The following is a 22,975-nucleotide window of genomic DNA, read 5'->3' on the forward strand; positions in this document are numbered from 1 at the left end:
GGGCGTACCGTACTCATCGGCCACCCCGCCGCCCACTCGATTCCCGGCCCGGTGCCCTCCCGTCACCATCCGGTTGCCACCCGCCCAGGAGCCGACGGCAGCCGGATGAAGATCAGGCCTTCACCCAGCGGGGCCGGCTCATCAATCCGACGGCGAGCAGTGTGAGCGACAGCAGCGGCATGGGGTGGCCGATGGCGATGGCCAGGGCCAGGTCCGCGAGGGCCCCACCCACCGTGATGATGAAGATCCATCGGGGCCCGATTCCGGGTTGCGGCCGGCTGGGGTGGCGGATCCTTCCCCACGGCTTCGCCACGGAGAGCCAGCCCTGGAACGCGACGGCGCTCGCCATGAGGGCCGTTCCGGCGATCTGCACCGGTGCGGGCCCGGTGGCCAGCGAGTCCGTGAGTGCCGGCGACAGCAGGAAGATGCCCAGGTAGAGCTGGATGATGGTGATCGCGAACTTGACGAGCACCCACCAGTTCCGGAAGAACCCCCAGGGCGTGGCCGCGGCCAGCATGATCCCGGTGAAGGCCGAGGCGTCGGCCATCGGTCCCAGCAGACGGCCGTCCAGGACGTGAGCCATGGACATGGCGGCATCACGATCAGGAATGGTGTCCGCGGCGAGTCCGACGCAGAGGAGCACGCACAGCGCCATCGTCTGCGCCATCCAGCTCACCGATGTCAACACGTGGAGCCAGACCGTCAGTTGCCGCCATCTTCTCGCCACACAACGAGGTTGCGGCAAATCCGTGCTGGTTCTCCATCGGGTGGAACCCGGAATCGTATTCAGGGTTCGTGGGCGTCACGGACCGGATGTGGAACCCGCTGAGCACGGCCACACGATTCCCGATCAGGAGTGACGCCGTCGCCGTCCGGGTGCCGGCCTCATCGCGAAGGGACGGGGCCGGGCAGCGTACGACCGAGGCGAGCCAGCGGCGACACCAGCATGACCAGCGGGGACAGCATCATGCCGGCCGCCGCCAGCGTCACCGTGACCCGGAGCCCCATCTGGTCCGCCAGGAACCCGCCGGCCAGGGCGCCGAACGGGGTCAGGCCCATCCCGGCGAACGTGATCGTCGCGGCGGCCCGGCCCTGCAACGATGCGGGGGTCACCGCCTGCCGGACCGCCATCACCGTCACGTTGACGAGCTGCCCGAACATCCCGAAGACGGCGAAGACCGCCGGCAGCGCCACGACCGTGGCCGTCGCACCGGCGGGCAGCAGGGGCAGGCAGAGCATCACCCCGTTGCCGATCAATGCCCCGCCGATCAGCACCGGACCGTAGCCGAGGCGCCCCGGCAACCGGGTGGCGAGCAGCGAACCGACGAGGGCTCCCGGGCCGGTCGCCGCCAGGGTCAGCCCGACGAGCGTGCCGGACAGGTGCAGTTCCCGGGGCAGGAACAGCAGGATCCCGGTGGTCAGTGCCGCATGGGAGAACTGGAAGGCCCCGGACGCCAGGCACACCGCGCGCAGGATCCGGTCGCCCGCCACGAACCGCAGGCCGTCGCGGATCCGGAACCGGGCGCTGCCAGGGGAGGAGACCGGCTGTTCAGGCCGGCGGATGCGGGTCAGGGCCAGCGCGGACAGCAGGAACATCAGACCGGTGACCACCGCGGCGACCGGTGCGGGCAGCGCCGACGCCATGGCGCCGCCGAGGGCCGGGCCGCCCATCTGCGCCGCCGACCGGGTGCCCTCGATCGCGCCGTTGCCCCGCAACAGGTGCTCCGGGGTGACCAGCCGCACCAGCGACGCCTGGTAGGCCACGTCGAAGAACACCGACAGCGCGCCCACCGCGAACACCGTGACCAGCAGGAACTCCAGCCGCAGCCCGCCGCCGAGCGCGGTCACCGCCACCACACCGAGGACCAGGGCACGAACAGAATCGGACAGCACCATGATGGTACGAGCCCGCCACCGGTCCACCCACGCCCCGGCCGTCAGCGCGACCAGCAGCAGTGGCGCCTGTCCCACCGCGCGGAGCATCCCCAGCTGCTCGGCCCCGACGTGCAGGGTCAGGACGGCGATCAGGGGCAGCAGCACCAGACCGGTGTGCTCGCCCAGTTGGGAGGCCGTCTGACCGGCCCACAGACGGCGGAAATCGGCATTCTTCCAGAGACCGGGCACAGTGCTCCCTCGAACGGTGGCGGCGATGAGGCGCGCTGTTCGAAGGCAGCACGCGATGACGTGAGGTCAGCGCGTGCGTGAGCGACCGGGCATGGTCTCAGCTCCTGTCCGAAGGCGGGACATCACAACGAGAGGCCGTCCAGCAGGGCGGTCCCGCGCAGTCCGGCGTTGATGCCGAGCCACCGTGCCGGTTCCGGCTCCCACCGCCGTGAACGATGGTTGACCCAGGGGAGTGCTGTCAACGCGGTTTCCCGGCCCAGGATCAGATCGGTGAGGGTGCGCGCCCCCAGGTTGGCCGCCGCCACCCCGTCCCCGACGTAGCCGCCGGACCAGGCGACGCCGTCGCGCAGGCCGACCGACGGGAACCAGTCGCGGGGGATGCCGAGCGGACCACCCCACCGGTGGGTGATCGCCGGAGCGATGCCGAAGAGCTCGGTCAGCGTACGCGAAAGGGCCTCGAAAACCCCCGGCACCAGGTCGTATTCGCGGCGGATGCGGGAGCCGAAGTGGTACGGGGCGCCACGCCCGCCGAAGGCGAGGCGGTCGTCGGCGGTCCGCTGGCCGTAGATCACCAGTCGTCGTTCGTCGGTGAACGTCTCGCGCCGGGCCAGGCCGACCCGGTCCCAGAACGCCGCCGGCAGGGGCTCCGTGGCGATCATCAGGGAGTAGACCGGCGCGATGTGCCGGCGATGCCCGTGCAGGCCGGAGGTGTAGCCCTCCAGGGCTCGGACGATCGTGCCGGCCCGGACCACGCCGCGGTCGGTGACGATCGCGCCGGGGCTCAGGCGCAGCACCCGGGTGCCCTCGTGGATCGTCACGCCGAGCCGCTGCACCACGTCGGCCAGGCCACGAACCAGTTTCGCCGGGTGCAGGGCCGCGCAGTGTTCGCTGTAGACGCCGCCGAGCACATCGTTCGCCGCGCAGATCGCCCGCGCCTCGTCCGCGCCGAGCAGGCCGGGGCCGGCCGCCCGCCGCAACTGGGCCGGGGTGCGGACCAGGGAGATCGTCCCGCCCTTGGCGAAGTCGCAGTCGATGCCCTCGGCGGCCGCCGCCCGGCCCACCTCGTCGACGGTGTCCTCCAGCGCCCGCTGCATCGCGTCCGCCCGGTCCGCCCCGTACGCGCGGGTCAGCCGGGCCGGGGAGACCGGGAACAGGCCGGACGCCCAGCCGCCGTTGCGGCCGGACGCGCCGAACCCGCAGTACTCCGCCTCGAGGATCACGATCCGCAGGTCCGGCGCGGCGCGGGCCAGGTAGTACGCCGTCCACAGCGCGGTGTAGCCGCCCCCGGCGATGGCCACGTCCGCGGTGGTGTCACCGGGCAGCGGGTCGCGCCGGGGGAGCGGGCCGAGGGAGTCGAGCCAGAACGACGGTGCGCGCATCTACCGGGTGCCCCAGGCGTAGGTCTGCTTGGCGAGTTTCAGGTACATGAACGTGTCGGTGGCGGTGACGCCGGGCACCGCGCGGACCTTCTCGTTGAGCAGGTCGAGCAGGTGTTCGTCGTCGGTGCAGACCAGCTCGACGAGCAGGTCGTAGCGCCCGGCGCAGATCATCACGTAGTCGACCTCGGGGATCTCGGCGATCTCGGCGGCGATGGCCCGCAGGTCACCGTTGACGCGCAGGCCGACCATCGCCTGGCGGGCGAAGCCCAGGGTGAGCGGGTCGGTCACCGCGACGATCTGCATCAGGCCGCCGTCGAGCAGGCGCTGCACCCGCTGGCGGACCGCCGCCTCGGACAGCCCGATGGTCTTGGCGAGCGTCGCGTACGACATCCGGCCGTCCCGCTGCAGGTGCTCGATGATCCGCTTGTTGGTCTCGTCCAGGGCCGTGTCCGTCACGTCGCGATTCTTCCCCGGATGGTGGTCCGGGAGCAAAGCCGTCAACCGCGGATCGCCCGTGCGAGTATGTCGATGCCTCGCTGGAGGTCCTCGTCGGAGATCACCAGCGGGGGCAGGAAACGCAGCACGTTGCCGTACGTTCCGCAGGTCAGCGTGAGCAGCCCGGCGTCGTGGCAGGCCTTGTTGATCGCGGCGGTGCGGACCGGGTCGGGGGTGAGGCCGCCGGGCTCGACGATCTCGATGGCGATCATCGCGCCGCGCCCGCGCACCTCCGCGACCTCCGGCGCCGACGACGCCAGTGTGCGCAGGGCCGGGACCAGCACCGCCTCGATGTGCCGGGCGGCGGCGACCAGGTCCAGCTCGCGCATCGTCTCGATGGCGGCGAGGGCGGCCGCGCAGGCGACCGGGTTCCCGCCGTACGTGCCGCCGAGCCCGCCGGCGTGCACCGCGTCCATCAGGTCGGCGCGGCCGACCACCCCGGCGATCGGCAGTCCGCCGCCCATCCCCTTGGCGGTGGTGACCAGGTCGGGTTCCAGGCCCTCGTGCTCGCCGGCGAACCAGTGCCCGGTCCGGGCGAACCCGGTCTGGATCTCGTCGGCGACGAAGACCGCCCCGTTGGCGCTGCTCCAGGCCGCGACGGCGGGCAGGAACCCGGGCGCGGGCACCACGAAACCGCCCTCGCCCTGGATCGGCTCGATCAGCACCGCCGCCACGTTGCCCGCACCGACCTGCTTCTCGATCACGTCGATCGCCCGGCGGGCCGCCTCGGCGCCGTCCAGGCCGCCGTCGCGCAGCGGGTACGACATCGGGGCCCGGTAGACCTCCGGGGCGAACGGCCCGAACCGGTGTTTGTACGGCATGTTCTTCGCGGTCAGCGCCATGGTCAGGTTGGTGCGGCCGTGGTACGCGTGGTCGAACACCACGACCGCCTGCCGCCCGGTGGCGTGCCGGGCGATCTTGACGGCGTTCTCCACGGCCTCGGCGCCGGAGTTGAACAGCGCGGCCCGCTTCTCGAACGTGCCCGGCGTCAGCGCGATCAGCTGCTCGCAGACCGCCACGTACGACTCGTAGGGCGCCACCATGAAGCAGGTGTGCGTGAAGCGTTCCACCTGGTCACGGACGGCCTGGACGACGCGCGGGGCGGCGTTGCCGACGGAGGTGACGGCGATCCCGGACGCGAAGTCGATCCACTCCCGGCCGTCCACGTCGGTCAGGGTGGCGCCGCCGGCCGAGTCGATGTAGGAGTTGACGACCGAGCCGACACCCCGGGCGACCGCGGCGAGACGGCGCTTGTGCAGATCCTCGGAGAGCGACACGTCAGGCCCCCAGGCTGTGCATGACGTGCTTGATGCGGGTGTAGTCCTCCAGCCCGTACACCGAGAGGTCCTTACCGTGCCCGGAGTGCTTGAACCCGCCGTGCGGCATCTCGGCGACCACCGGGATGTGGCAGTTGACCCAGACGCAGCCGAAGTCCAGGCGCTGGGTCATCCGCATGGCCCGCCCGTGGTCCTTCGTCCAGACGCTCGACGCCAGACCGTAGTCGACGCCGTTGGCCCAGGCCACCGCCTCGTCCTCATCGGTGAACCGCTGCACCGTGATGACCGGCCCGAACACCTCGTCCTGGATGATCTCGTCGTCCTGGCGCAGGCCGGAGACGACCGTCGGGGCGTAGAAGTAGCCGCGGTCGCCGACCCGCGCGCCACCGGCCTCCAAGCCGGCGTGGTCGGGCAGCCGGTCGATGAACCCGGCGACCCGGTCGAGCTGGTTCGCGTTGTTGACCGGGCCGTAGAGCACGTCCTCGTCGGACGGGGCGCCGGTCCTGGTGTTCTTCGCCTGCTCGGCGAGCGCCGCGACGAAGTCGGCGTAGACGCCCGGCCCGGCGAGGACCCGGGTGGCGGCGGTGCAGTCCTGGCCGGCGTTGAAGTAGCCGGCCTCGGCGATGGCCGCGGCGGCCGCCGCCACGTCGGCGTCGTCGAAGACCACCACCGGGGCCTTGCCGCCCAGCTCCAGGTGGGTGCGTTTGAGGTCGGCGCCGGCCGCGCCGGCCACCTCCATGCCGGCCCGCACCGAGCCGGTGATGGAGACCATCTGCGGGGTACGGTGTGCGACCAGCTCGCGTCCGGTGTCGCGGTCGCCGAGGACCACGTTGAACACGCCCGGCGGGAAGAACTCGGCGGCGATCTCGGCCAGCATGACGGTGGTGACCGGGGTGGTGTCGGACGGCTTGAGGACGACGGTGTTGCCCGCGGCCAGCGCCGGGGCGATCTTCCACACCGCCATCATCAGCGGATAGTTCCACGGGGTGACCTGGGCGCAGACGCCGACCGGCTCGCGCCGCACGTAACTCTCGAAGCCGTTGAGGTATTGCCCGGCGGAGCGGCCCTCGAGCAGGCGGGCGGCGCCGGCGAAGAAGCGGATCTGGTCGACGGCCGGCGGCAGCTCCTCGCTGGCGGTCAGGGCGAGGGGCTTGCCGGTGTTCTGCGACTCGGCGGCGACCAGCTCGTCCGCCCGGGCCTCGACCGCGTCGGCGAACTTGAGCAGCGCCCGCTGCCGGTCGCTCGGGGTGGTGTCGCGCCACGCGCCGAACGCGCCGGATGCGGCCCGCACCGCACGGTCGACGTCCTCACGCCCGGAGACGGGGGCTGCGGCGAACACCTCGCCGGTGGACGGGTCGATGAGATCCGCATAGCGCCCGTCGGCGGGCGCGACGGCCTCGCCACCGATGACGTTGTGCAGAACCGACTTGGCGGACATCCGGCCTCCAGCTGTGGTATCGGTGAGCGCGGCCCCATCTTTTCCGCTGAATCCGTCGCGAACAAGGGGTTCCGAAAGATTTTCCGCAGCGGTGACACGGGACGTCAGGGTCGGCGGCGGACCGCCAGGAGCGCCACGTCGTCGGTCGGCCGGGCCAGGTCCGTATCCGCCATGACGGTAGCGCAGACCGCCTCCGCGCCGGTCGCGTGAACCGCCGTGACCAGCCGTCCGACACCCTCGTCGATGATCTCGTCGCGGCGTTCGACGAGACCGTCGGTGTAGCAGAGCAGCACCGCGCCGCGCGGCAACGGGATCTCGCTGTTGTGCCGGGCCCGGTCCGGGCGGCCGACCCCGAGCGGCGGGTCGACGGCCACCTCGGTGAGCCCGGCGGCCCGGCCCGGGACCGCCAGCACCGGCCGCAGATGCCCGGCCGAGGAGACCACGGCCCGGCCCCGGTCCGGGCTGACCATCACGTAGAGAGCGGTGGTCAGGTTGCCGGCCTCGAAGTGCTGCACCTTGCGGTCCAGCAGGGTCAGCGCCTCGGCCGGGTCGTCGCAGACCAGGGCGTACGCCCGCAGGGCACTGCGGACCCGGCCCATCACCACCGCGGAGGCCAGGCCGTGGCCGGCCACGTCGCCGATCACCACGCCGAGCCAGCCGGACGGCAGGGTGAACACGTCGTACCAGTCGCCGCCGATCCCGGCGCGGTGCCCGGGGACGTACCGTGCGGCCAGCTCGACGCCGGGCACCTCGGGCAGCCGGGCCGGCAGCAGGCTGCGCTGCAGGGCCAGCGCAGCGGCCCGGTCCAGGCGCTCCAGCAGCGGCCCGGTCCCGCCGGGCCGTTCGGCGATCACCTCCAGCAGCCGGTCGAGCAGCGCGACGGCGTCCGGTCCGGACAGTGTCGCGGCGTCGGTGACGGCGGCGGGTTCGGGCACACCAGCAGCCTAGTGTGCGCGCAGCGCTGCGCAGCGTGAGCGGATGTCACGAATCCACTGCCACCACCTCGGCCGGAGTGGACAGCCGGCGCTGCGGCCCGGCCTCGCGTACCGGTCCGGTCAGCTCCACGACGGCCCGCACGGCGATGTCGGAGGCCGACGATCCGACGAGGACCCGCAGCTCACCGGGCTCGACGATGCGCCGCATCGCCCGGCCGGTGAACGCGGCCCGGTCGGTGTGCACGGTGAACGTGACGTCGGCGGCGGCCCCGGCGGCGAGCTCGACACGGGCGAAACCGGTCAGCTGTTTCACCGGACGGGTGACCTCGGCGACCGGGTCGGACAGGTAGAGCTGCACCACCTCGGCGCCGTCGCGCCCGCCGGTGTTGCGGACCCGCACGGTCACCGTGAACGCGCCGTCGGTCGGCACCCGGTCCGCGCTCAGCCGCAGCTCGTCGATGCCGAAGGTGGTGTACGAGCGCCCGTGGCCGAACGCGTACAGCGGGGTGGGGTCGAGGTTGCTGGCCCCGAGGTGGTCGGCGCCGAGCCGGGGCTGCAGGTAGGTGCCGGGCTGGCCGCCCGGGTGCCGGGGGATCTGCACCGGCAGCCGGCCGCTGGGCTGGACCCGGCCGGACAGCACGCCGGCGATCGCGGCGCCCGCCTCCTCGCCCGGCATGAACGCCTGCACCAGGGCGGCGGCCCGGCCCTCGAACTCGCCCAGCGCGTACGGCCGGCCGGAGATCACCACGAGCACCACCGGGGTGCCGGTGGCGAGCAGTTCGTGGACCAGGTCGGCCTGCACGCCGGGCAGCCGCAGGTCGGCGGCGTCGCAGCCCTCGCCGGAGGTGCCCTTGCCGAACAGTCCGGCCAGGTCGCCGACGAACGCCACGCACACGTCGGACTCCGCGGCCGCGGTGACCGCCGCGGCGAATCCGGAACGGTCGTCGCCGCTGACGGTGCAGCCTTGCGCGTACCCGATGGTGGAATCCGGAAGCTCGTCGCGCAGCGCGGCCACCGCGGTCGGCATGGTGAGGCCGTCCTCCACGCCCGGGTAGCGGGGGAGCACGTGGTTGGGGAAGGCGTAGCAGCCCAGGAAGGTCCGCGAGTCGTCGGCGCACGGGCCGACCACGGCGATCCGGCCCGGCGCGCGCAGCGGCAGCACGTCACCCGGTTCCAGCAGCACGATCGACCGTTCGGCGAGTTCGCGGGCCAGCGCCCGGTTCTCCGCCGAGTCGAGGTCCACCGCGCCGGCGCCGGCCACCGTGGCCTCCGGCGTCCAGTCCGCGTCGAGCAGGCCCAGCTCGGCCTTCTGGAGCAGCACCCGGCGGGCCGCCCGGTCGACCAGTTCCTCGACGATCTCGCCCTTGCGGACCCGGTCGACGAGTTCCGTGCCGTAACCAAGGGTGTCCGGAAGTTCCACGTCGATGCCGGCCGCGAGTGCCAGCGCGCCCGCGTCGCCGTTGTCCGCCGCCACGCCGTGGTTCATCGCCAGGAACGGCACCGCCCAGTAGTCCGAGACCACCGTGCCGGTGAAGCCCCACTCCTCGCGCAGCAACTGGGTGAACAGCCACGGGTCGATCGCCGCCGGCAGGCCGTCGATCTCGGAGTACGAGTTCATCACCGAACCGGCACCGGCCTCGCGGATCGCGGTCTCGAACGGCGGCAGGATCACGTCGAGCAGCTCCCGGCGGCCCATCGGGACCGGGCCGTGGTTGCGGGCGCCGCGCGACGCCGAGTAGCCCGCGAAGTGTTTCAGCGTCGCGATGATCCCGGCGCCCTGCAGACCGCGCACGTAGGCGGCGGCGATCCGTGACACCAGGTACGGGTCCTCGCCGATCGACTCCTCGACCCGGCCCCAGCGGTAGTCGCGGACCACGTCCAGCACCGGGGCGAGGGCCTGGTGCACGCCGAGCGCCGCCATGTCCCGGCCGATCGCCGCGGCCATCCGCTCGATCAGCGCCGGGTCGAAGGTCGCGCCCCAGGCGATGGCGGCCGGGTAGACCGTGGCGCCGTGCATGGTGAAGCCGGTGAGGCACTCCTCGTGCACGATCGCCGGGATGCCCAGCCGATGCGAGGCGGTCACGATGCGCTGCTGGCGGATCAGTTCGGCGGCGCCGTCGGCGGCGGTGACCGGGTAGCTGCCGTAGATCCGGGTGAGGTGCCCGAGGCCGTGCCGGCTGGCGTCCTCCAGGGCGTCCCCGCCGGCGAACGTGTCCTCGCTCGGCGCGACCTGGTGGCCCTCCTCCGGTTCCGGGCCGGCGGCGCCGGTCGCACCCTTGTCCTTGCCGATCCACCGGCTGCCGAGCTGAGCGACCTTCTCCTCCAGGGTCATCACGCGCAGCAGCGCCTCGACACGGTCGGTGATCGGCAGCGCCGGATCCTGCCAGGGCTGGTTGACGGTCATAGCAGAAGCCTCCGAAAGTTTCGGTCTTAGCCGCGGCGCTCCCCGCCCGCCTACTCTCGCGCTCACAGCACGGTTACGGCAAGGGTCTTGACACCTGTTGCGGCGAAACCCTACGTTAACGAAACCTCGCGTTAATTTGCGACAGGCCCCCGAAACTTCCGTAACTTAACCGGTTCGGGAAATCGGAGACATGTCGCTCTCGACATATCGCCGCCGCGTTCATCCCCCGCGGCTTTCTTCGATGCAACGGAGATCAGCGTGAAGCGCAGGACATTCTTGAGCCTTTCCGCGGGAACCGCGGCCGGTGCGGCCCTGGCCGCCTGCGGCAGTTCCGGCCCAGCCGACACCGGTGACACCTCGGGGTCCGAGGCGAGCTACTGGTTCCTCAGCGGCCCGCCCGGAGAACCGGTCCGGCAGGGCGCGGTGGACCGGTTCAACAAGGCCAACTCCGGTGGCCAGATCAAGGTCAATCCGATTCAGAACGACGCCTACAAGGACAAGCTCAAGACGGCGCTCGGCGCGGGCCAGGCCCCGAGCATCATCTGGGGCTGGGGCGGCGGCGGTCTCAAGAGCTACGTCCAGGAGGGCCAGGTCGACGACCTGACCGACTGGTTCAGCCAGAACGCCGCGGTCAAGGACCGTCTGTTCCCCTCCTCGTTCGGCCCGGCCACCGTGGACGGCAAGATCTACGCGATGCCCGCCGAGACCGTGCAGCCGATCATCATGCTGTACAACAAGGAGGTCTTCGAGAACCTCGGCATCCAGCAGCCCCCGCAGTCCTGGGGCGAGATCATGAGCCTGCTGCCGAAGTTCAACGAGAAGAAGATCGCGCCGTTCTCGCTCGGCGGCCAGTCCCGCTGGACCAACATGATGTGGCTGGAGTTCCTCTTCGACCGCATCGGCGGTCCCGAGGTGTTCAACGCCGTCTACGACGGGGAGAAGGACGCCTGGAACAACCCGGCCTCGATCCAGGGTCTCACCAAGATCCAGGAGCTGATCAAGGCGAACGGCTTCATCAAGGGCTTCTCCTCGATCACCGCCGACTCCAACGCCGACCAGGCCCTGCTCTACAAGGGCAAGGCCGCGATGGAGCTGCACGGCAGCTGGTCCTACGGCATCATCTCGGCCGAGGGTGGCGACTTCATCAAGGACGGCAAGCTGGGGTACTTCAACTTCCCCGCCGTCGAGGGCGGTACCGGCGACCCGAGCAACACCGTCGGCAACGCGGGGCAGTACCTCTCCATCTACTCCAAGGCCTCGGCCGAGCAGAAGGAGACCGCCAAGAAGTTCTTCACCAGCCTGCTCGACGACACCGAGCAGCAGGACTGGATCAAGACCGGCGGCGTGCCGATCGTCAAGGGCTCGGACGCGAAGATCGGGTCCTCGCCGGATGCCGAGTTCCTCAACTTCATCTACGGCGTGGCCAGCAACGCCAAGACCTTCAGCCAGTCCTGGGACCAGGCGCTGAGCCCCACCGCGGCCGAGGCGCTGCTGGACAACATCTCCAAGTTGTTCACCCTGGACATCGCGCCCCAGCAGTTCGCCGACAACATGAACCAGGTCATCGGCAAATGACCATCGCTCCACCCGTCGTCCGGAGCGCTCCGCCCACCGGTTCCACCGGTGTGCGGAGCGCCTCCGTCTCCTGGATGGCCGTCCCGGCCCTGGTGGCGTTCGCCGTGTTCGGTGTCCTGCCGCTGCTCGGTGTCCTGCTGCTGAGCTTCACCTCGTGGAACGGTCTGAGCCCGGACATCTCGTTCACCGGGACGGACAGCTGGTCCACCGTGCTCGCCGACCCCCGGCTCCCGCACGCGCTGTGGGTCACATTCCTGATCATGGGGTTGTCCTGGCTGTTCCAGACCCCGCTCTCGCTGCTGCTCGGCGTCTTCATCGCCGCGCACAAGCGTTATCGCGCGGTGCTGGCGGTCCTCTTCTTCGTCCCGCTGCTGCTCAGCCAGGCGGCCATCTCGATCACCTTCAAGATGCTGCTGGACCCGAACTTCGGTCTCGGCGCCGGGCTGGGTGCCGAGTTCCTGCAGCAGGACTGGCTCGGCGACGGCACACTCGCGCTCGGCGTCGTGGTGTTCGTGGTGTCCTGGCAGTTCATCCCGTTCCACACGCTGATCTACCAGGGCGGCATCCGGCAGATCCCGACCAGCATGTACGAGGCCGCCGAGATCGACGGCGCGGGCCGGATCCGGCAGTTCCTCAGCATCACCCTGCCGCAGCTCAAGTACACGATCATCACGTCCTCGACGCTGATGGTGGTCGGTTCGCTGACCTTCTTCGACCTGATCTACGTGCTCACCGCGGGCGGCCCCGGCGACGCCACCCGGGCACTGGCCGTCGACATGTACCAGCGCGGCTTCAAGGCCAACCTGATGGGACCGGCCAGCGTCATCGCGGTCATCCTGGTCCTCGTCGGCCTCACCCTCGCTCTGCTGCTGCGCCGGCTGGGCGGCCGGGACGCCACCGAGAGCCAGCTGGAAGGTGTCTGAGATGACCACAGTGCTCGACGACCGAGGTGTCCGGGTCGGCGGCGTGCCACCGCAGAAACCGGGCCGGCCGCGGCCGCGGTTCCTGCAGTGGAACTGGCTGGGCGGCCTGGCCGGGTGGCTCTGGCTGGTGGTGGTGCTCCTGCCGATCTACTGGATCGTCATCACCAGCTTCAAGATGCAGAGCGACTACTACGACTCCAACCCGCTCGTCCCACCGACGTCGCCCACCCTGGAGAACTACCGGTTCGTCCTGGAGAACGACTTCGCCCGGTACTTCATGAACAGTGTCATCGTCACGGTGGGCGCGGTCGGCCCGGCGGTGCTGGTGTCCTTCATGGCGGCGTACGCGATCGTGCGGGGCAGTGCGGGGAGCCGCTTCCTGCGTACCGTCAACGGGCTGTTCCTGATGGGTCTGGCCATTCCGCTGCAGGCGGTGATCATCCCGATCTACCTGATCATCATCAAGATCGAGATGTACGACACCCTCGGCGCGATCATCCTGCCGTCGCTGGCGTTCGCCATCCCGCTCTCGGTGCTGGTGCTGTCCAACTTCGTGCGCGACGTGCCGAAGGAACTCTTCGAGTCGATGCGGATGGACGGCGCCAGCGAGTGGGGCACGCTGTGGCGGCTCGCCTTCCCGCTGACCCGCCCGGCCCTGGTCACCGTCACGATCTATCAGGGACTGACCGTGTGGAACGGGTTCGTCCTGCCGCTGATCCTGACCCAGAGCCCCGAACAGCGCACCCTGCCGCTCGCGCTCTGGAGTTTCCAGGGCCAGTACAGCGTCAACATCCCCGCGGTGCTCGCCTCGGTCGTGCTCACCACGCTGCCGATCCTCACCCTTTACATCATCGGGCGACGGCAGCTACTCAGCGGGTTGACGGCCGGCTTCGGCAAATAGAGGAGCCGTGCTCTCCCGGACCATCAGCTTGGTGACCAATTCCAGGCGCGGGGTCTCGATGGTCTCGCCGCGCGACAACCGCAGAACGGTGCGCGCGGCGAGCGCCCCCATCTCGGCGAGCGGCTGACGGACCGTGGTCAGCGGCGGCGACGCCCACTGCGACTCCGGCAGATCGTCGAAACCGATCACACTCAGGTGGTCCGGCACCCGCAGGCCACGCCGCCGGGCCGCCTCGTAGACCCCCAGCGCCATCAGGTCACTCGACGCGAAGATCGCCGTCGGCGGGTCGGCCAGGTCGAGCAGGTGCTGCGCCGCGGCGAACCCGGTCTCGTACCGGAAATCACCGGTCCGGATCAGCGCCTCGTCGACCCGCACCCCGGCCGCCTCCAGCGCCGCCCGGTAACCGTCCAGCCGCGCCCGGCTGCACAGCAACTGCCGCGGGCCGGCCACGAACCCGATCCGCCGGTGCCCCAGCTCCAGCAGGTGATCAGTAGCGGTCCGGCCGCCCGACCAGTTCGTCGCCCCGATCGTCGGCACGTCGGCCGCTGCCCCACCCGCCGGATCGATGATCAGCACCGGGACCTTGAGCCGGTGCAACTCGGTGTGCACCGGCTCCGCCACATCCGAGGTCACGAAGATGACCCCGTCCGACGCCCGCGACCGCAGGTTCTGCAACCACTGCCGGGTCGCGGTGCTGCGACGATGCACCTGCGACACCACGGTCCCGACACCGGCCGCGTGCGTCACGTCCTCCACCCCGCGGATCAGCTCCAGCGCCCACGGGCTGTCCAGATCGTCGAAGACCAGATCCACCAGCTTGGCCCGCCCCGGATGCCGAGAGTTGCGGGGCCGGTAGTCGTGCTCACGCAGCAGCCGCTCGATCAGCTCCCGCGTCTGCGGCGACACGTCGGTGCGCCCGTTGAGCACCCGGGACACCGTGGGAACCGAGACGCCGGCGGCCTGGGCGATGGCCGCGATGGTCACGCGGGGCCTGCTGACCGTCATGGCGGTACTCCTTACCGCCGGCTGATCTCGTCGCAACTTTCGGACCCGGCACCGAAATCATGCCAGGTTCTCGAAATTTACGAGAACCGCGGTATCACCTCTTCCGCGATACGCTGCATCGGCTCGTGGTCGTAGGCCACCCGCGGGACGTAGAAGATGACGTAATCCGCGCCGGCCTCGGCCAGCTGCTCCACCTTCTCGACGATCTCCGCGGTCGGCACGTCCGGCCGGTCCAGGTAGTAACTCGTCGACTTGACGATGTCGTCGTAGTCGCGTTCCTGCTTCTCGCAGTGCTCCTTCAGCACGGCCAGCTTGTGCCGGACCACCTCCGGGTCGCCGCCGCCCACGTTGCAGGCGTCCGCGTACTTCGCGACCAGCTTGAGCGTGACCTTCTCGCCGCCGCCGCCCAGCCAGAACGACGGGTGCGGCCGGCGGACACCCTTCGGCTCGTTGATCGGCTTGTCGATGCGGTAGTGCTTACCGGTGAAGACCGGCTGCTCCTCGGTCCACATCTTCTTCACGATCTCGACGGCCTCCCGGAACGCGGCCATCCGCTCCGGGACGTCGGCCCACTCGTAGCCGTAGGCCTTCCACTCGTTCTCGTACCAGCCGGCGCCCAGGCCCGCATAGAGCCGCCCGTGACTGGCGACGTCCACCGTCGAGGCGATCTTGGCGTAGAGCGAGGGCTGCCGATAGCCGTTGCAGCCCACCATCTGGCCGATGTTGACCCGGGAGGTGTCCCGGGCGAGCGTCGACGTGACGGTCCAGCACTCGAACGTCGTGTTGATGGTGGGCTCCGGGACCGTGTGGAAGTGGTCGTAGACCCAGATGCTGTCCCACGGGCCGGCGTCGGCCAGCTTGCCGACGGCGGTCATTGCCTCGTACTGCTCCACCGGGTCGGCGATCTCATTGAGATCCATCCGCCAGCCCTGGGGAACGAAAACCCCGAATCGCATGCTCATGCGATCAACCTACTGATTTTTGCGGTACGCCTCCGTGTCGGTCCCGGGGTTCGTCCTCGGTCCTCGGTCCACGGATGCCATCGTCGACGGCCGTGAGAGTCGCCGTAGCGTTCCCGGTCGGCGCCTCGATCAACGTTGGCTGGGTGGCATCGGGCGGTTCTGGGCCGTCGTCGGTGGTCGCCCGGCATTACCGGGTGAGCCGTGGGCGACGGCTCGGAGCGTCCAGCCGTTCTTCGTGGCTCTCTCGAGACCGTTTCTCAGCCGTGGGCGACGGCTCGGAGCGTCCAGCCGTTCTTCGTGGCTCCCTTGAGACCGTTTCTCAGCCGTGGGCGACGGCCCGAGCAACCCAGCCGTCCTCCACGGCTCTCTCGAGACCGTTTCTCAGCCGTGGGCGACGGCCCGAGCAACCCAGCCGTTCTCCACGGCTCCTTTTCGGCTGAGAAAGAGCCACAGGCGACGGCTCGGCCGACCGGGCCGTCGGCCGTGGTCCATCGACGAGCCGGCAACGACCGTGGGCGACGGCCGGGCAACCCGCAATGCCGCTGAGCTTGAGCCGACCTCGAGGTTGACCCGCTGCCGTGACAAACGACTGAGCTACGCCGACGCGGCTGCCTACCGTGACGGTCGCAGGAGTGGTCGCGGCGAAGCGGATCGCGTGGACACTGGTCGGCGGCTGGACCGACTTGAGCTGAGTGGCACGCATGGGCCACCCCGTCGCCGCCTCCGTGTCCGGGTCGCCCAGTTTTCCTACCGGATTGGGAGAGATAATTCTGTCGGATCGTTGACGGAAAAATTGGCGGCTGCCTACCGTGGCGACGTGCCGGTAACCGGAGGGGTCCACGCGCTGGTCAGGCGCGCTCACGAAGAGCGTGTCCTGGCGATCCTGCGTGAGCACGGCACCCTGAGCCGCGCCCAGATCGCCGCCCGGTCCGGGCTGTCCCGCACCACCCTCTCCGAGATCACCGGTGAGCTGCTGGGCCGCGGGGCCATCGTGGTGGCTACCACCGACGCCCGGCACCGCGCCGGGAGCGGACGGCCCGCCGAACTGCTGGCGCTGGACCCGCGGTCCGGCCAGTTCCTCGGACTCGATCTGGGCCACACCCGGGTCCGGGCGGTGGTGGCCGACGCGGCCCACGAGATCATCGCTAGCGTCGTCGCGGTTCACCCGGCCCGGACGTCGCTGGCGGCGCGGATCCGGGTGGCGCTGTCGTTGGTCGACTGTCTCGGCCGCGAACAGGGCATCGGACTGTCCGCGCTGCAGGGCGTGGGGGTGGGCGTGACCGGGCCCTACCCGGTGGACGAATCCCGGGCGGCGGTGCTGGCCGCCTTCCAGGAACACTTCACGGCTCCGATCCTGGTGGACAACAACACGCGGTTCGCGGCGCTCGCCGAGGCGGGCATGACTGACGCGCGGGACGTCCTCTACCTCCGGTTGGCGGACGGGGTGGGCGGCGGGCTGGTGGTGGGCGGTCGGCTGGTGGCGGGGGCGCGCGGGGGGGCCGGGGAGTTCGGGCACGTCCGGGCGGGCATCCCGTCGTTCGGTCCGGGCGCGGGGGCTGATGCCGGCGATGTGGGGGCCGACTGCCGGTGTGGCAAACGAGGGTGTCTGGAGACGGTGGCGGCGGTCGGGCCGGCCCTGGTCGCGGCGGGCGTGACCGACCTGGCGGAACTGGCGGCCCGCCGGCACGAACCCGAGGTGGCCGCGGTGATGGCCCGGATCGGCGTCGCGGTGGGCCAGGTGGCAGCCGCGGCGGCCCTGATCCTGGACCCGGAGTTGATCGTCATCGGTGGCCCGCTGATCCGTGCCGTCCCGGAGATCGTCGACCGTGCCGCCGAGGTGATCGCCGGAGAAAGAATCTTCGGCAGTGGCAGTGGCAGTGGCAGTGGCAGTGGTGGGCCGGAGGTCCGGGCTGCTCGGCTGGGGGATGACGACGGGGCTCGGGGTGCGGTAGCGGCGTTGTTCCGGCAGTCGCCGCTGCTTGCTGATTACTCGGTGCCCCACGGGATGACGACTGGACGCTCATATTGACGAGTCGATGTGAAGGCCTGGGAATCAATGTTGATGGCGGCGTCGACGAGGACGTCAAGACGAGACGCGGCATCAGTACGTCCATGACTATGACGGGAAAGTCCACATGACCCTGGTCCAGGCGGAGACCACGGCTGTCAGGCGGCCGACGGCGGGGAAGCGGCGCCTCGGCGTACCCAAGACGGTGTTGAACGGTCTTTCGGTGTTGATCGGGATCGGGGTGTGGTGGGGATTCGCGGTGAGCGGGTTCGACATCCCGGCACCCCCGGCGGTGGCCGAGCGGGCCGTCGAGTTGATCGCCGACGGGACGCTCGCCGAGGACGCGGCGGCGAGCCTGGTCCGGGTGTTCACCGGGTTCGCGCTGGGGGTGCTGCTCGCGGTGCCGGTCGGGTTCCTGATGGGCTGGTATCCGCCGGTCCGCGCCCTGGTCGAGCCGTGGATCCAGTTCTTCCGGACGATCCCGCCGCTCGCGATCATCCCGCTCGCCATCGTGTTGATGGGGATCGAGGAGACGCCGAAGATCTTCGTGATCTTCCTGGCCTCCTTCCTGTCATGTGTCATCGCGACGTTGCAGGGCGTCGTCAATGTTGACCGCACGTTGCTCAATGCGGCCCGGGTGCTCGGTGCCGGTGACCGGGTGATCTTCGCGCGGGTCGTCATCCCCGCGTCGTCGCCGTTCATCCTCGTCGGCATGCGCGTCGGCCTCGGCTCGTCGTGGGCGACTCTGGTCGCCGCCGAGCTGATCGCCGCGCAGCAGGGACTCGGGTACCGGATGCAGAGCGCACAGCTGTACTACGACCTGCCGACGATCTTCGTCGGGCTGATCAGCATCGGCGTGCTCGGCCTGGCGATGGACCGTCTGCTGCTGCTCGCCGAACGCCGCCTCACCTCCTGGCAGGAGACCCGATGATCACCATCGAGCACGTCCGCAAGGTGTTCCCGCTCCAGGGAAGCGAGTTCGTCGCTCTCGGTGACGTCGACCTGGAGCTCGCCGACAACGAGTTCGTGACTGTCGTCGGCCCGTCCGGCTGCGGCAAGACCACGTTGATGAACATCCTCGCCGGCCTGGAGACGCCGACCAGTGGACGGGCGCTGGTCGACGGCGAGCCGGTCACCGGCCCCGGACCCGAGCGCGGCGTGATCTTCCAGCAGTACGCGCTCTTCCCCTGGCTCACGGTGCGTAAGAACGTGGAGTTCGGGCTTCGGACCGCGGGTGTTCCGCGAGCGCGGCGGCGGGAGATCGCCGACCGTTTCATCGCCCTCGTCGGGTTGGAACGGTTCGCGGACGCGCTGCCGAAAACGCTGTCCGGTGGCATGAAACAGCGCGTGGCGATCGCCCGCGCCTATGCCGTCGGACCGTCGATCCTGCTGATGGACGAACCGTTCGGCGCGGTCGACGCGATGACCCGGGTACGCCTTCAGGAACAGCTGCTGACCACGTGGAGTCAGGAGAAACGCACCGTCGTCTTCGTGACGCACGACGTCGACGAGGCGGTCTTCCTCGCCAATCGGGTGATCGTCATGGCGGCGGATCCGGGACGTGTTTCCGAGATCATCGAGGTGGACCTGCCGTATCCGCGTACCGAGGAGATCCGGCTCAGCGCCCCCTTCGCGACGTTACGCAACCGCGTGTGGAGCGCCGTTCACCGGCACGAGGCTCCGGTGCGCTAGAAGACCTGTCGAAAACGGTCGCGCAGCCGCGTCGGCCGACGATTCCCCCTGCCCGGACAAAGGACGTGACATGACCTTTTCCCGTACCTCCAGATCTTTTTTGGCAATCGCCGCAGCCTCCCTCCTCGCCCTTTCCGGGTGTGGCGGTGGTGATGGCGGCGAGAGCGGTGCCGATCTCACCGAGGTGAACTTCGGATACATCGCCGACTACAACGGGGCCAGCCTGCTGGCTGTCGCCGACGACCAGAAACTGTGGGCGAAGAACGGCCTGGAGGTGGAGGCGAAGGTCTTCACCAACGGCCCGCTGCAGATCACCGCGATGAACGCCGGTGACCTGGACTACGGATACATCGGACCGGGCGCGGTCTGGCTGCCGGCCTCCGGAAAAGCGAAGATCGTCGCACTGAACTCGCTGGGAAACGCCGACCGGGTGATCGCGCAGGCGGGCATCACCGATCTGAGCCGCCTCAAGGGCAAGAAGATCGGCGTGCCGGAGGGCACCTCAGGCGACATGATCCTGACCCTGGCGCTGCAGAAAGCGGGCCTGGCGGCGACCGATGTCGAGCGTGTGCCGATGGACGCGGCGACGATCGTGACCGCGTTCGGTGCGGGACAGATCGACGCGGCCGGCATCTGGTACCCGCTGCTCAACAACATCAAGCAGCGCAAGCCCGACCTGGTGGAACTCGCCAAGAACGCGGACTTCGCGGACCAGATGGCGTTCCCGACCGCATTCGTGGCGGGCAATGAGCCGGCCGCCGACACCGAGAAGACCGGAAAGGTCCTGCAGGTGCTGCGTGAGGCGATGGACTTCCGGGCTCAGAACGCCGACACGACGATCGCACTGACCGCGAAACTGCTGAACAAGAGTGCCGACGACGTGAAGGCGGACGCGGCGAACAGCGAGATGCTCGACTCCGCGACCCTGGACGGCTACCTGGCCGACGGAACGGTCACGAAATGGCTGACCGGCATGGGCGACTACTTCGTCGGCGCGGGGAAACTGGCGAACAACCCGGCGCCGTCGACCTACTACGCCGGTGGTGGTCTCCAGTGAACTTCCTCTTCCTGATGACCGACCAGCACCGGGTGGACACGCTCGGCGCCTACGGCAATCCGCACGTCAGCACCCCCAATCTGGACCGGCTCGCGGCGACCGGCACACGGTTCGACCGGTGGTACACGCCGACCGCGATCTGCACGCCGGCCAGGGCGAGTCTGCTCACCGGGCAGGCACCGTTCCGGCACAAGGTGCTCGCCAACCGGGAACGCAACGTCGGATATCAGGAGGATCTGCCTGACGACGCGTTCACTTTCGGTCGCGAGCTGAGGGATCGGGGCTACAACTGCGGGCTGCTCGGCAAATGGCACGCGAGCAGTGCGAAGTCGCCGGCGGATTACGGATTCGACGGCCCGCATCTGCCCGGCTGGCACAATCCGGTGGACCATCAGGACTATCAGGATTTCCTGAAGGAGAACGACCTTCCGCCCTACGAGATCCACGACCGGATCCGGGGAACGCTGCCGAACGGCGGGCCGGGGAATCTGCTGGCCGCGCGGTTGAAGCAGCCGCGGGAGGCGACCTTCGAACATTATCTGGCGACGCGGACCATCGAGCTCCTGCGGCGTTACCGCGCGGAGGACCGGCCCTTCTACCTGGCCACCCATTTCTTCGGCCCGCACCTGCCCTACATCGTCCCGGACGAATACTTCGACATGATCGATCCGGCGGTCGTCGAACTCCCGGCATCGATCAGCGAGACGTTCGAGGGCAAGCCGCCGGTGCAGCGCAACTACAGCGCCCACTGGACGTTCGACACGATGCCGCTCGAGGTGACCCGCAAGCTGATCGCGGTCTACTGGGGGTACGTCTCGATGATCGACTTCGAGATCGGGCGGATCCTGGACGCCCTCGACGAGGTGAACGGGACCGACTCCACCACGGTCTTCTTCACCTGCGATCACGGGGAGTTCACCGGATCGCACCGGCTGCACGACAAGGGCCCGGCGATGTACGAGGACATCTACCGTACGCCCGGCATCATCCGCATCCCCGGTGAGGATCCGCAGGTCAGGGACGAGTTCGTCAGCCTGCTCGACTGTACGGCGACGATCCTCGACCTGGCCGGAGCGGACACGGCTCCGGCGGTCGACTCCCGCAGCCTGGTCCCGCTGGTGAGAGGTGAACGACCGGACTGGCAACCCGACATCGTCTGCGAGTTCCACGGTCACCACTTCCCGTATCCGCAGCGAATGCTCCGCGAGGACCGGTGGAAGCTCATCGTCAACCCGGAGTCGACGAACGAGCTGTACGACCTGGAGAACGACCCCGATGAACTCGTCAACATGTATCACCATGTTGACGTGACGGCGGTCCGCAACCGGATGATGCATCGGCTGTACACGTTGCTCGTCGCGCGTGACGACCGCTTCTTCCACTGGATGACCTCGATGTACCCGGTCGGCGAGGTCGATCATGACCCGACGTTGAGTGGACTGGACGAGCAGTCGTACACATGAGTTGTCGCTCTTCGTCGGCCGACAGGCCGGACACCGCGAACCCGGCGCCGGATCTTGGTCCCGGGCCGCAGCCGGCCTCCGACCCGCAGCCGGCCTCCGACCCGCAGCCGCGTCCCGAGCCGCCAGGGCCAGTGCCGTCGTCATGCTCGGAGACGTCGTCGGATTCTGTGCTGTCGTCAGGTCCGGATTCGTCATCAGGTCTCGAACCGCCGCGGCACTGCTGTGGTCCGGGGTCCGGCTTTGATCAGCTACCGAACCCCGCGCTGTCGGATGCCGGTGCGCGGTCGTTTTCGCACGCCGCGTCGGACGTCGAAACCCGGTCGGCTCCGCTTGAGGTCTCGGACTTCGGGGCGCGGTCGGTTCTGTCAGGCTCGTTGTCTCAGGATTTCGGGGCACACCCGGTTGAGCAGGCGCACTCGGTTGAGCAGGTCAGGGTGCCTGCACAGATGTTCGCGATGGGGGACGCGCACGGCGACGGGGCAGTCGCGGACGGCGAACAACCGGTGCATCAGGTGCGGCTGCCGGCGTTCAGCATCGACGCGACGGCCGTGACGGTGGGCGCTTTCCGGGCGTTCGTGGTGGCGACCGGGCATCGCACCGAGGCGGAGGAGTACGGATGGTCCGCCGTCTTCCACCTGTCCGTTGCCGACGATGAGAAGGTGATCGGTCGGATGGCCGGAACGCCGTGGTGGCTCGGCGTCGAGGGCGCGGACTGGGCGCACCCGGACGGACCGTCGTCGTCCGCAGCCGACGACCATCCGGTGGTGCACGTGAGCTGGAACGATGCCCGCGCATACTGCGCATGGGCGGGACGGCGGCTGCCCACCGAGGCGGAGTGGGAGTGTGCGGCCCGGGGCGGACTGCCTTCGCTGCGCTACCCGTGGGGCGACACGTTGCCGGCGGACGGGCATGCGGTCAACATCTGGCAGGGGGACTTCCCGGTCCGGAACACCGGCACGGACGGGTGGACCGGCACCGCCCCGGTCCGCTCCTACGAGCCGAACCCTTACGGACTGTGGCAGCCGGTCGGCAACGTCTGGGAGTGGTGCGCCGACTGGTTCTCGGCGGGCTACTACGCGGTGTCTCCGCGTGACGAACCGATCGGTCCGCCGTCCGGAACGTCCCGGGTGATCCGCGGCGGTTCGTTCCTGTGCCACGACTCGTACTGCAACCGCTATCGCAATGCCGCCCGCTCCTCGAACACCCCGGACTCCTCGACGGGAAACACATGTTTCCCTTCGGGGAGTCCGTGGTGTTCGAGGAGCGGGCGGCATTGCGATAGCGGGTGCAGTACGAGTCGTGGAACAGGAACGAACCGCCGCGGATCACCCGGGACG

General features: G+C 69.6%; 19 protein-coding genes. 9 read left to right on the plus strand and 10 right to left on the minus strand.

The window, feature by feature from the left end; translation table 11 throughout:
* Nucleotides 1-112: 112 nt before the first annotated feature.
* The 8 genes from WH85_RS42635 to WH85_RS42670 all read right to left on the minus strand — a co-directional run bounded on the left by WH85_RS42635 (nt 113) and on the right by WH85_RS42670 (nt 10,052).
* Nucleotides 113-667 (minus strand): hypothetical protein, encoded by a 555-nt coding sequence (locus WH85_RS42635; protein WP_157411576.1) that lies wholly within the window; start codon nt 665-667, stop codon nt 113-115.
* A gap of 218 nt (nt 668-885) precedes the next feature.
* Nucleotides 886-2,124 (minus strand): MFS transporter, encoded by a 1,239-nt coding sequence (locus WH85_RS42640; RefSeq protein WP_211275617.1) that lies wholly within the window; start codon nt 2,122-2,124, stop codon nt 886-888.
* Nucleotides 2,125-2,246: 122 nt separating this feature from the next.
* A complete protein-coding gene (locus WH85_RS42645; protein WP_045747894.1) occupies nt 2,247-3,503 on the minus strand; it encodes an NAD(P)/FAD-dependent oxidoreductase in 1,257 nt (418 codons plus the stop codon).
* On the minus strand, nt 3,504-3,959 hold the full coding sequence (locus WH85_RS42650) for an Lrp/AsnC family transcriptional regulator (RefSeq protein WP_211275618.1): 456 nt from the start codon (nt 3,957-3,959) through the stop codon (nt 3,504-3,506).
* Between the two features lie 41 nt (nt 3,960-4,000).
* On the minus strand, nt 4,001-5,275 hold the full coding sequence (gene gabT / locus WH85_RS42655) for a 4-aminobutyrate--2-oxoglutarate transaminase (protein ID WP_045747896.1): 1,275 nt from the start codon (nt 5,273-5,275) through the stop codon (nt 4,001-4,003).
* Nucleotide 5,276: 1 nt separating this feature from the next.
* Entirely contained in the window at nt 5,277-6,713 is a 1,437-nt protein-coding gene (locus tag WH85_RS42660; RefSeq protein ID WP_045747897.1) for a gamma-aminobutyraldehyde dehydrogenase, read from the minus strand.
* Nucleotides 6,714-6,817: 104 nt separating this feature from the next.
* The gene (locus WH85_RS42665) at nt 6,818-7,648 is read right to left on the minus strand and encodes a PP2C family protein-serine/threonine phosphatase (protein WP_083449708.1); all 831 of its coding nucleotides are present in this window, start codon (nt 7,646-7,648) and stop codon (nt 6,818-6,820) included.
* Between the two features lie 46 nt (nt 7,649-7,694).
* Nucleotides 7,695-10,052 carry a glycoside hydrolase family 3 N-terminal domain-containing protein gene (locus tag WH85_RS42670; RefSeq protein WP_045747898.1) on the minus strand — a complete coding sequence of 786 codons (2,358 nt, stop codon included), beginning with the start codon at nt 10,050-10,052 and terminating at the stop codon, nt 7,695-7,697.
* Nucleotides 10,053-10,310: 258 nt separating this feature from the next.
* On the opposite strand from WH85_RS42670, the gene WH85_RS42675 reads away from it, so the two are divergent.
* Genes WH85_RS42675 through WH85_RS42685 form a run of 3 tightly spaced genes read left to right on the plus strand, consistent with a single transcriptional unit; the run spans nt 10,311 to nt 13,451 of the window.
* Complete coding sequence (locus WH85_RS42675) at nt 10,311-11,627, plus strand: extracellular solute-binding protein (protein ID WP_083449709.1); 1,317 nt, start codon at nt 10,311-10,313, stop codon at nt 11,625-11,627.
* Complete coding sequence (locus WH85_RS42680; protein WP_045747900.1) at nt 11,624-12,550, plus strand: carbohydrate ABC transporter permease; 927 nt, start codon at nt 11,624-11,626, stop codon at nt 12,548-12,550. Before WH85_RS42675 ends, WH85_RS42680 begins: the two co-directional genes overlap by 4 nt.
* 1 nt (nt 12,551) lies before the next feature.
* Nucleotides 12,552-13,451: a carbohydrate ABC transporter permease gene (locus WH85_RS42685; protein WP_045747901.1), complete on the plus strand. Its 900-nt coding sequence runs from the start codon at nt 12,552-12,554 to the stop codon at nt 13,449-13,451.
* Here the strand turns inward: WH85_RS42685 and WH85_RS42690 are convergent.
* Together WH85_RS42690 and WH85_RS42695 are read right to left on the minus strand one after the other, a co-directional pair.
* The gene (locus tag WH85_RS42690) at nt 13,416-14,492 is read right to left on the minus strand and encodes a substrate-binding domain-containing protein (RefSeq protein ID WP_157411577.1); all 1,077 of its coding nucleotides are present in this window, start codon (nt 14,490-14,492) and stop codon (nt 13,416-13,418) included. The genes WH85_RS42685 and WH85_RS42690 overlap by 36 nt on opposite strands.
* Before the next feature lie 41 nt (nt 14,493-14,533).
* Nucleotides 14,534-15,418, minus strand: coding sequence for an LLM class F420-dependent oxidoreductase (locus WH85_RS42695; RefSeq protein ID WP_045747903.1), 885 nt, complete (start codon nt 15,416-15,418; stop codon nt 14,534-14,536).
* 817 nt (nt 15,419-16,235) lie between these two features.
* On the opposite strand from WH85_RS42695, the gene WH85_RS42700 reads away from it, so the two are divergent.
* The 6 genes from WH85_RS42700 to WH85_RS42725 form a co-directional block, all read left to right on the plus strand.
* Nucleotides 16,236-17,447: an ROK family transcriptional regulator gene (locus tag WH85_RS42700; RefSeq protein ID WP_045747908.1), complete on the plus strand. Its 1,212-nt coding sequence runs from the start codon at nt 16,236-16,238 to the stop codon at nt 17,445-17,447.
* Nucleotides 17,448-17,553: 106 nt separating this feature from the next.
* Nucleotides 17,554-18,357, plus strand: a complete 804-nt coding sequence (locus WH85_RS42705; RefSeq protein ID WP_045747904.1) for an ABC transporter permease — start codon at nt 17,554-17,556, stop codon at nt 18,355-18,357.
* On the plus strand, nt 18,354-19,118 hold the full coding sequence (locus WH85_RS42710) for an ABC transporter ATP-binding protein (RefSeq protein WP_045747905.1): 765 nt from the start codon (nt 18,354-18,356) through the stop codon (nt 19,116-19,118). Before WH85_RS42705 ends, WH85_RS42710 begins: the two co-directional genes overlap by 4 nt.
* A 70-nt stretch (nt 19,119-19,188) precedes the next feature.
* Nucleotides 19,189-20,175, plus strand: a complete 987-nt coding sequence (locus tag WH85_RS42715) for an aliphatic sulfonate ABC transporter substrate-binding protein (RefSeq protein WP_045747906.1) — start codon at nt 19,189-19,191, stop codon at nt 20,173-20,175.
* The gene (locus WH85_RS42720; protein ID WP_211275620.1) at nt 20,172-21,638 is read left to right on the plus strand and encodes a sulfatase family protein; all 1,467 of its coding nucleotides are present in this window, start codon (nt 20,172-20,174) and stop codon (nt 21,636-21,638) included. The genes WH85_RS42715 and WH85_RS42720 overlap by 4 nt, the downstream gene beginning before the upstream one ends.
* 434 nt (nt 21,639-22,072) lie before the next feature.
* Nucleotides 22,073-22,975: formylglycine-generating enzyme family protein (locus WH85_RS42725; protein WP_083449711.1), on the plus strand; the 903-nt coding region annotated here is incomplete at its 3' end.

This window comes from Actinoplanes rectilineatus, assembly GCF_000962825.1.
GTDB lineage: Bacteria > Actinomycetota > Actinomycetes > Mycobacteriales > Micromonosporaceae > Actinoplanes > Actinoplanes rectilineatus.